6 protein-coding genes are annotated in these 8,955 nt (G+C 74.9%); all 6 read left to right on the forward strand.

Annotation, left to right across the window (positions count from 1 at the left end; all coding sequences use genetic code 11):
- The first annotated feature begins 7 nt into the window (after positions 1–7).
- The 6 genes from cydB (at position 8) to ACIQI7_RS08220 (ending at position 8,820) form a co-directional block, all read left to right on the forward strand.
- Positions 8–1,033 (forward strand): cytochrome d ubiquinol oxidase subunit II, encoded by a 1,026-nt coding sequence (gene cydB, locus ACIQI7_RS08195; protein ID WP_401106256.1) that lies wholly within the window; start codon positions 8–10, stop codon positions 1,031–1,033.
- A 4-nt stretch (positions 1,034–1,037) separates the two neighbouring features.
- Positions 1,038–4,535, forward strand: a complete 3,498-nt coding sequence (cydD, locus tag ACIQI7_RS08200; RefSeq protein ID WP_401106258.1) for a thiol reductant ABC exporter subunit CydD — start codon at positions 1,038–1,040, stop codon at positions 4,533–4,535.
- A gap of 45 nt (positions 4,536–4,580) precedes the next feature.
- A complete protein-coding gene (locus ACIQI7_RS08205; RefSeq protein ID WP_401106261.1) occupies positions 4,581–6,389 on the forward strand; it encodes a GAF domain-containing sensor histidine kinase in 1,809 nt (602 codons plus the stop codon).
- Positions 6,390–6,589: 200 nt separating this feature from the next.
- On the forward strand, positions 6,590–7,003 hold the full coding sequence (locus ACIQI7_RS08210) for a hypothetical protein (RefSeq protein ID WP_401106264.1): 414 nt from the start codon (positions 6,590–6,592) through the stop codon (positions 7,001–7,003).
- Positions 6,993–7,397 carry a hypothetical protein gene (locus ACIQI7_RS08215; RefSeq protein WP_401106267.1) on the forward strand — a complete coding sequence of 135 codons (405 nt, stop codon included), beginning with the start codon at positions 6,993–6,995 and terminating at the stop codon, positions 7,395–7,397. Before ACIQI7_RS08210 ends, ACIQI7_RS08215 begins: the two co-directional genes overlap by 11 nt.
- 388 nt (positions 7,398–7,785) lie before the next feature.
- Positions 7,786–8,820, forward strand: a complete 1,035-nt coding sequence (locus ACIQI7_RS08220; protein ID WP_401106269.1) for a PstS family phosphate ABC transporter substrate-binding protein — start codon at positions 7,786–7,788, stop codon at positions 8,818–8,820.
- Positions 8,821–8,955: the final 135 nt, after the last annotated feature.

Below are 8,955 nucleotides of genomic sequence, written 5' to 3' on the forward strand. Positions count from 1 at the left end.
ATCTGACATGCAACTCCACGACGTCTGGTTCGTGCTGATCGCGGTCCTGTGGATCGGCTACTTCTTCCTGGAGGGCTTCGACTTCGGGATCGGCGTGCTCACCAAGCCGCTGGCCCGCAACACCGCCGAACGCCGGGTGCTGATCAACACCATCGGCCCGGTCTGGGACGGCAACGAGGTCTGGCTGCTGACCGCGGGCGGCGCCACCTTCGCGGCCTTCCCGGACTGGTACGCGACGCTCTTCAGCGGCTTCTACATCCCGCTGCTGGTCATCCTGGTCTGCCTGATCGTCCGCGGCGTGGCCTTCGAGTACCGGCACAAGCGCGACGGCGAACGCTGGCAGCGGAACTGGGAGGAGGCCCTGTTCTGGACCTCCCTCCTCCCGGCCTTCCTCTGGGGCGTGGTCTTCGCCGACATCGTGCGCGGCGTGGACATCGACGCGCAGAAGAACCACACCGGCGGCCTCTGGGACCTGCTGAACCCGTACGCGCTGCTCGGCGGCCTGGTGACGCTCGCGCTGTTCACCTTCCACGGCTCGGTGTTCGCCGCGCTCAAGACGGTCGGCGAGATCCGCGACCGGGCCCGCCGGGCCGCCCTGCAGACCGGGCTGGCCACCGCCGTGCTGGCGCTGGTCTTCCTGGTCTGGACCCAGGCCGACCACGGCAACGGCCGCAGCCTCGCCGCACTGGTCGTCGCGGTGGTCGCGCTGGTCGCCGCCCTGGCGGCCAACCAGCTCGGACGGGAGGGCTGGGCGTTCGCGCTCTCCGGAGTGACCGTGGTGGCCGCGGTCGGGATGCTCTTCCTGGCGCTCTTCCCGGACGTCATGCCCTCCACGCTGAACCCGGAGTGGAGCCTGACCGTCCGCAACGCGGCCTCCTCGCCGTACACGCTGAAGGTGATGACCGTCGTGGCGGCCGTCTTCACCCCCCTGGTGATGCTCTACCAGGGCTGGACCTACTGGGTGTTCCGCAAGCGGATCGGCGTCCAGCACATCCCCGGGCACCGCCCGGCCGCCCCGCTCGACCAGGCCTGACGTCGTGAAGCCGGTCGACCCCCGACTCCTCGGGTACGCCCGCACCACCAGGGCCTTCCTCGCCGGGTCCGTGCTGCTCGGCGCGGTCGGCGCGGCCCTGGTGGTCGCCCAGGCGAGTCTGATCGCCGAGATCGTCGTCCGCGCCTTCCAGCGCGGGGCGACGCCCGGCGAGCTGACCACGCCGCTGCTGCTGCTCGCCCTGACGGCGGTCGGGCGCGGGCTGGTCGGCTGGCTCACCGAGCTCACCGCGCACCGGTCCGTCGCCCGGGTGAAGTCCACCCTGCGGCGCCGGCTGCTCGACCACGCCACCGCGCTCGGCCCGTCCTACCTGGCGGGCCGGCGCACCGGCGAGCTCACCACCCTCGCCACCCGCGGCGTCGACGCGCTGGACGACTACTTCGCCCGCTACCTGCCGCAGCTGGCGCTGGCCGTGGTCGTCCCGGTGATCGTGCTGCTGCGGATCGTCGGCGCCGACCTCGCCTCGGCCGCGATCATCGCCGGGACGCTGCCGCTGATCCCGCTGTTCATGGTGCTGATCGGGATGGCCACCCAGTCCCGGATGGACCGGCAGTGGACCACCCTCGCCCGGCTCTCCCACCACTTCCTCGACGTGGTCGCCGGGCTGCCCACCCTCAAGGTGTTCAACCGGGCCCGCAGCCAGGCCGCCACCATCGCCCGGATCACCGCCGACTACCGCCGGGCCACCCTGCGCACCCTGCGGATCGCCTTCATCTCCTCCTTCACCCTGGAGCTGCTCTCCACGCTGTCCGTCGCGCTGGTCGCCGTCACCGTCGGCTTCCGGCTGGTGGACGGCACGCTCGACCTGGAGACCGGGCTGCTGATCCTGGTGCTCGCCCCCGAGGTGTACTTCCCGATCCGCCAGGTCGGCGCGCTCTACCACTCCAGCGTCGAGGGGCTGACCGCCGCCGACGAGCTGTTCCAGGTGCTGGAGACCCCGCTGCCCGCCGCCGGCACCACCCCGGCGCCGGACCTCGCGGGCGCCGTGATCGCCGCCGAGGGCCTGGTCGTCCGGCACCCCGGTCGCACCGAGCCGGCGCTGGACGGCGCCGGGCTGACCCTGCGTCCGGGCTCCAGCACCGCGCTCACCGGCCCCAGCGGCGCCGGCAAGTCCACCCTGCTGGCCGTGCTGCTCGGCCTCACCGCCCCGGCCGCGGGCACCGTCTGGATCACCGCCGCCGACGGCCGCCGGTACGACCTGGCCGAACTGGAGCCGGAGAGCTGGCGGCGGCAGATCGCCTGGGTGCCGCAGCACCCGCACCTGTTCGCCGGGACGGTCGCCGAGAACCTGCGGCTGTACCGGCCGGAGGCCACCGACGAGCAGCTCCGGACCGCGCTGCGGGCCGCGCACGCGCTCGACTTCGTGACCGATCTGGCCGCCGTCCTGGGGGAGGACGGCGCCGGGCTCTCCGCCGGGCAGCGCCAGCGCCTCGCGCTGGCCCGGGTGCTGCTCGCCGACGACCGCCCGCTGGTGCTGCTGGACGAGCCGACCGCCAACCTGGACGGCGCCTCCGAGGCGGCCGTGGTGGACGCCGTCCGGACGCTCGCCGAGGACCCGGCGCGCACCGTGCTGGTGGTCGCGCACCGGCCGGCGCTGCTGGCCGTCGCGGACGAGCGGGTCCGCCTGACGGGGCCCGCTGCCGCCCCGATCGCCGATCCGGTGGTACCGCTCGCCCACAGCGGGCTCCCCACGCCCGCCCCCGCCGTGCCCGAGGAGCCCGAGTCCGAAGGCGGCACCACTCCCCGGCTGGCGCTCTCGATCCTGCTGGGCGCGCTCGCCCTCGGCTGCGCCGTCGCCCTGATGGCCACCTCCGGCTACCTGATCTCCCGGGCCTCCCAGATGCCGCCGGTGCTCCACCTGATGATGGCCGTCACCGCGGTGCGGGCCTTCGGCATCGGCCGCAGCGTCTTCCGCTACGCCGAGCGGCTGGTGTCGCACGACGCCGTGCTGCGCACCCTCGGCACCCTGCGGGCCGCCGTCTACCGGCGGCTGGGCGCGCTCGCCCCGGCCGGACTGCCCGCCTTCCGGCGCGGCGACCTGCTCTCCCGGCTGGTCGCCGACGTGGACGCGATCCAGGACCACTACCTGCGCTGGCGGCTGCCGGCCGCGGTGGCCGGCCTGGTCGCCCTGGCCTCGACGGCGGCGATGGCCGCCTTCCTGCCCGCCGCCGGGCTGGTGCTCGGCCTCGGGCTGCTGCTCGCGGGCGGGCTGGTGCCCGCGCTGGCGGCGCGCTGGTCGGCCGGCGCCGAGCGGCGCCAGGCCCCGGCGCGCGGGCGCCTGGCCACCGCCGTGGTGGACGCCCTCACCGGCACCGCCGAGCTCACCGTGGCCGGCGCGCTGCCCGGCCGGCTGGCCGCCGTCCGCACCGCCGACGCCGCGCTGACCGGGCTGGCCGCCCGCTCGGCCGCCACCACGGCGCTGGGCACCGGGCTGATCGCGCTGCTCACCGGGCTGACCGTGGCCGCCGCGGCCGCCGTCGGCGTCCAGGGGGTGCGCGACGGGACGCTGGCGCCGGTCTGCCTGGCCCTGGTGGTGCTCACCCCGCTGGCCGCCTTCGAGGCGGTCACCGGGATGCCGCTCGCCGTCCAGGCCCGCCAGCGCAGCCGCGCCGCGCGGGCCCGGCTGGACGAGGTGCTGAACGCTCCGGCGCCGGTCGGCGAGCCCCAGGGCTCGTCGGCGGTGGAGCTGCCCGAGCAGCCGCTGCCCGTCGCGGTGCGCGGGCTGACCGTACGGCACCCCGGGCAGCCGGTGGACGCGCTCTCCGGGGTGGACCTCGACCTCGCGGCCGGCCGCCGGATCGCCGTGGTCGGCCCCTCCGGCTCCGGCAAGACCACCCTCGCCCAGGCACTGCTGCGCTTCCTGGAACCGGGCGCCGGGACGGTGACGTTCGCCGACGGCCGTCCACAGGCTGTGGACAGCCGCGCGCTGACGGGCGAGTCGGTCCGCCGGGTGATCGGGCTCTGCGCCCAGGACGCCCACGTCTTCGACAGCTCGCTGCGGGAGAACCTGCGGCTGGCCAGGCCCGGCGCGGGGGAGGACGAGCTGCGCGCCGCCCTGGCCGCCGCCCGGCTGCTGGAGTGGACGGAGGGTCTGCCGGACGGCCTGGGCACCATGGTCGGCGAGCACGGCGCCCGGCTCTCCGGCGGCCAGCGCCAGCGGCTGGCGCTCGCCCGGGCGCTGCTCGCGGACTTCCCCGTACTGGTCCTGGACGAGCCCGCCGAGCACCTCGACCTGCCCACCGCCGACGCCCTGACCGCCGATCTGCTGGCCGCCACCGAGGGCCGCAGCACCGTGCTGATCACCCACCGGCTGGCCGGGCTGGACGACGCCACGGTGGACGAGGTGCTGGTGCTGGACGGCGGACGGGTGGTCGAGCGCGGCCGCTGGTCGGAGCTGGTCGCCGACCCGGACGGGCGGCTGCACGCGATGTGGCGGCGGGAGCGGGAGGCGGACGGGCTGCTGGAGCCGGTCCCGGCACGCTAGTCGCGCCGCCCTTCGGCTGAAAAGCGTACAAACTAGGCTTTCTCCATGGACCCCACGCCGGACACCCCCGAGGCCACGCCCGAGCCGACACCCCACCGGGTGCCCGAGATCGCCTCGTTGGGGCTGGACACCCTGGTCACCGAGGTCGCCGAGCGCCTGCAGTCGGCCGCCGCGGTCACCGACCGGATGCAGCGGCTGCTGGAGGCGGTGGTCTCGATCGGGGCCGGACTGGACCTGCACGCCACCCTGCACCGGATCGCCCTGGGCGCGGCCGAACTGGTCGACGCCCGGTACGCGGCGCTCGGCGTGATCGCCCCCGGCGGCACCGGCCTGGCCGACTTCATCCACGTCGGGATCGACGACGAGACCGCCGCCGAGATCGGCGAGCTGCCCGCCGGCCGCGGCATCCTCGGCGCCCTCATCGACCGCCCCGAACCGCTGCGGCTGGCCGGCCTCGGCACCGACCCGCGGTCCTCCGGGTTCCCGGCGCACCACCCGTGCATGAGGACCTTTCTGGGCGTGCCGATCCGGGTCCGCGCGGAGGTGTTCGGCAACCTCTACCTCACCGAGAAGAAGGGCGGCGGCGCCTTCACCCCCGAGGACGAGCAGGTGGTGCACGCCCTCGCCGCGGCGGCCGGCGTGGCCATCGAGAACTCCCGGCTGTACGAGGAGGGCCGCCGCCGCGAACGCTGGATCGCCGGCGCCGCCGCCGTCGCCACCGCGCTGCTCTCCGCCGAGCAGGCCGAGACCGCGCTGACCGTCGCGGCCGAGCAGGTGCGGGAGCTGGCGGACGCCGCGCTCGGCATGATCCTGCTGCCGACCGGCCCGGAGGGCGGCGGCGACGGGCAGATGCGGGTCGCGCACGCCTCCGGCGAGCTGGCCGAGTACGTCCGCGGCGAACTGCTGCCCAAGGGCGGTTTCGGTGCCCGGCTGCTCGCGGGGGAGAGCGTCTACCTGGACGACATGTCCAGCGACCCGACCGTGGTGATCCGGCTGGCCCGGCGCTTCGGCCCGTCCATGGCCGTGCCGATGGTCGCCGCCGGCCGGGTGCTCGGCGGGCTCTGCGTCTGGCGCCCCTGCGGGGCCCTGCCGTTCACCGACAGCGAGAAGCAGCTCGCCGAGACCTTCGCCTCGCAGGCCGCGCTCGCCCTGCGGCTCGCCGAGGGCCAGCGCGACCAGCAGCGGCTGGCCGTCTTCCAGGACCGCGACCGGATCGCCCGCGACCTGCACGACCTGGTGATCCAGCGGCTGTTCGCCACCGGGATGATGCTGGAGAGCGCCGCCCGGCGGGCCGTCGTCCCCGAGGTGAAGGTCGGCATCGGCAAGGCGGTGGACGAGCTGGACGCCACCATCCAGGAGGTCCGCACCACCATCTACGCCCTCCAGCACGACAACCACGGCGACGCGCCGGACACCCTGCGCACCCGGGTGCTGCGGGAGGCCAGCCAGGCCGCGGCCGCGCTCGGCTTCAAGCCCTCGGTGAGCTTCGTCGGGCCGGTGGAGAGCCTGGTCGGCGAGAAGACCGGCCGTCAACTGCTCGCCGCGCTACGGGAGATGCTCTCCAACACGGCCCGGCACGCGCGCGCCTCCCGGGTCGGCGTGGAGATCGACGCGACCACCCATCTGGACGAGGGCGGCCGCCCGGTGGGCGGCGACCCGGAGTCGCTGGACCGGGGCGGGCGGCCCGGTGTGCTGCTCACCGTGACCGACGACGGGGTGGGCATCCCGGCGGGCGGCCGGCGCAGCGGCCTGCTCAACCTCACCCGGCGCGCGGAGGCGCTCGGCGGTGACGCCTGGCACGAGAGCGGGCCGTACCGGAAGGGCACGATGGTGCGCTGGACGGCCCGGCTCTGAGCGTTCCCGGCTGCTTCCCGACGGCACGTGACCGGGTTCCCGACCGGTTTCCGACCGGGACGGGTGAAAGTTAAACGAGGGAGAACTTCCGGACCAACAGCGCAAGTTGTGAACGTTCTGGGCTTTCGGGGGCTCCGTGTGCACACATAGCTTTGCTCCGCTCGGAGGGGAATCCGGAGGGCGACCGGACGGAGGGGGCAGTGAACGCTGCCGGCCGCGGACACACCGCAGCAGGGGCAAGTCGAGGGGGGTTCCGTGCCGAACGGGCGGCGGACGGGCGCTACCGCTGGCAACTGAAGGCGCCCAACGGGCGGGTGGTCGCGATCACCCCGGCCGCGTTCGAGACGGCCGGCGAGGCCGAACGGTGCTTCGACGGCCTGCGCGTCACCGCGGCCGGGCTCACCGCGCGGATCACCCACGTCCGGGACGGCATCGGCTGGATCTGGGTCGTCCCGGGCTCGCGCTCCCTCCCCGAGGTGCGCTCCAGTCGCGCGTACGAGCGGTACGCGACCTGCCAGAACGCCTTCCGGCGGTTCGTGGTGCTGCTCGCCAAGCAGCCGCCGCGCGAACTCCCGGAAGGCGCGGTGCCGTTGAGACGCACCGATGGCCGCTGAGCGGCGCGGTCCGCGGCTGCTGATCGTGCCCGCGGCCGACCGCTGCCTGGGCTGGGCGCTGCGGGCCGCCAACGGGCGGCCGCTCGGGGTCGGCGTGCGCACCTACCGCAGTGAGGAGGAACTCTCCGACGCGGTACGGGAGTTGTTGATCGAGCGGGCCGTGCTGCGCTGTTCTGTCGGGCAGTCGGAGGGGCGCCAGTGGGTCTGGACCGCCTACCTGCCGGTGCGCAGCACCCGGCCGGGGGCGGCCGACGCCGTTCCGGTCGCCCGCAGCGCGCGGGGGTACCTGCGGCGCGACCAGTGCCGGGCCGGAGCCGAGGGGTTCCTGGCCGGACTGCGGTGGGTGGGGCAGGAGTCGCGGCGGTCCGGACGGGACGGCCGCCGGCCGTTGTGAGCGTGCGGGCAGACGGCGGTCCGCCGGGCGGTGGACCGCCGTCCGGCATGCCCGGACGCCGTGCCCGCGCCGCGCTCCCGGTCCGTGCGGTTCCGGTGAAGGACAGGTTTCCGGCAACACCCCGAGCAGCCTCCTGGAGAAGAACGTCGACCGGGCCCGGAGGTCCGGTGGAGCCCCCGTCGCGTCCCTGCTGACCAGTGGCTAAACCTCGCCGAACCGATGAGTCGACATTCCCCGGCCGGCCTCGACCGCTCTTCCGGCGGAACCTGCCCGCCGGACAGGATCGGCACTGCCGGCGAGGCCGCAGCGGACGCGGCCTCCGGCCCCGAACTCCCCGACGGAGTAAGGGTTCACGCGATGTACGTCTCTCCCCCGGAGGAAGAGGAACATGCGTAAGACCGCTGCCAAGCTGCTCACCGTCGCCGCGCTGGCGACCTCCGTCGTGACCGTCGCCGGCGGCACCGCCGTCGCCGACCCGGCCCCCGGCGTGACCCCGCGCGCCATCGACTTCGTGGGTGTCGGCTCCGACACCACCCAGTCGGTGCTCAACAAGCTCGCCGCCGACTACAACGCGTCGCTGACCACCACGACCGCCCCCCGCGTCTACAGCTGGGACGCGATCCCCTCCGGCACCATCACCCCCAAGACCGGTGCCGCCACGATCACCCGGCCGAACGGCTCCGGCGCCGGCATCAACGCGCTGAACACCTACACCAGCACCACGGTGGACTTCGCCCGCTCCTCGCGCGGTCCGCAGGCCTCCGACCCGACCACCGACGACTTCATCGCGCTGGCCAAGGACGCCGTCGCCTGGGCCGCCCCGGCCACCGGCAACGCCCCGGCGAACCTGAGCACCGCGAACCTGAAGGACATCTACACCTGCGCGGTCACCACCTGGAACCAGATCGACCCGTCGCTGCCGAACGCCACCATCAAGCCCTTCCTGCCGCAGACCAACTCCGGCACCCGGTCGTTCTTCCTGACCACGATCGGCGGCGGCGTCGCGGTCACCCCCGGTGCCTGCGTCACCAGCGGCACCCAGGAGAACCAGGGCAGCGACCCGGCCCTGGCCGACGCCAACGCGGTGGTCCCCTACTCCGTGGCCCACTACGTCGGCCAGGTCTACTACGGCCAGGGCAGCGGCGCCGACGTCCAGGGCCCGCTGACCATCCGCAACGTCGACGGCGTCGCGGGCGGCCCGGTGGACACCACCGCCAAGACGATCAGCTCCGCCTTCGCGGCCACCCCCTACGCGCGCGTGGTCTACAACGTGTTCCGCGACGCGGACTGGACCTCGAACGCCACCCTGCGCGCCATCTTCGGCAAGGGCGGCTGGATCTGCGCCAACGGCGCGGCCGACATCAAGAGCTTCGGCTTCCTGCCGCTGTCCTCCTTCGCCTGCGGTTCCGTCACCCACTCCTGAGCCACCCCGCACCACACCGGCGGGGGGGGGGGCCCGCCCCCCGCCCCCCCCCGCCCCCCCCCCCCCCCCCGCCGGGGGGGGCGGGGGGGCCCCCCCCGCCCGCGCCCCCCCCCCCCCCCCCCCCCACCCCCCCCC

The organism is Kitasatospora sp. NPDC092039, assembly GCF_044756065.1.
GTDB lineage: Bacteria > Actinomycetota > Actinomycetes > Streptomycetales > Streptomycetaceae > Kitasatospora.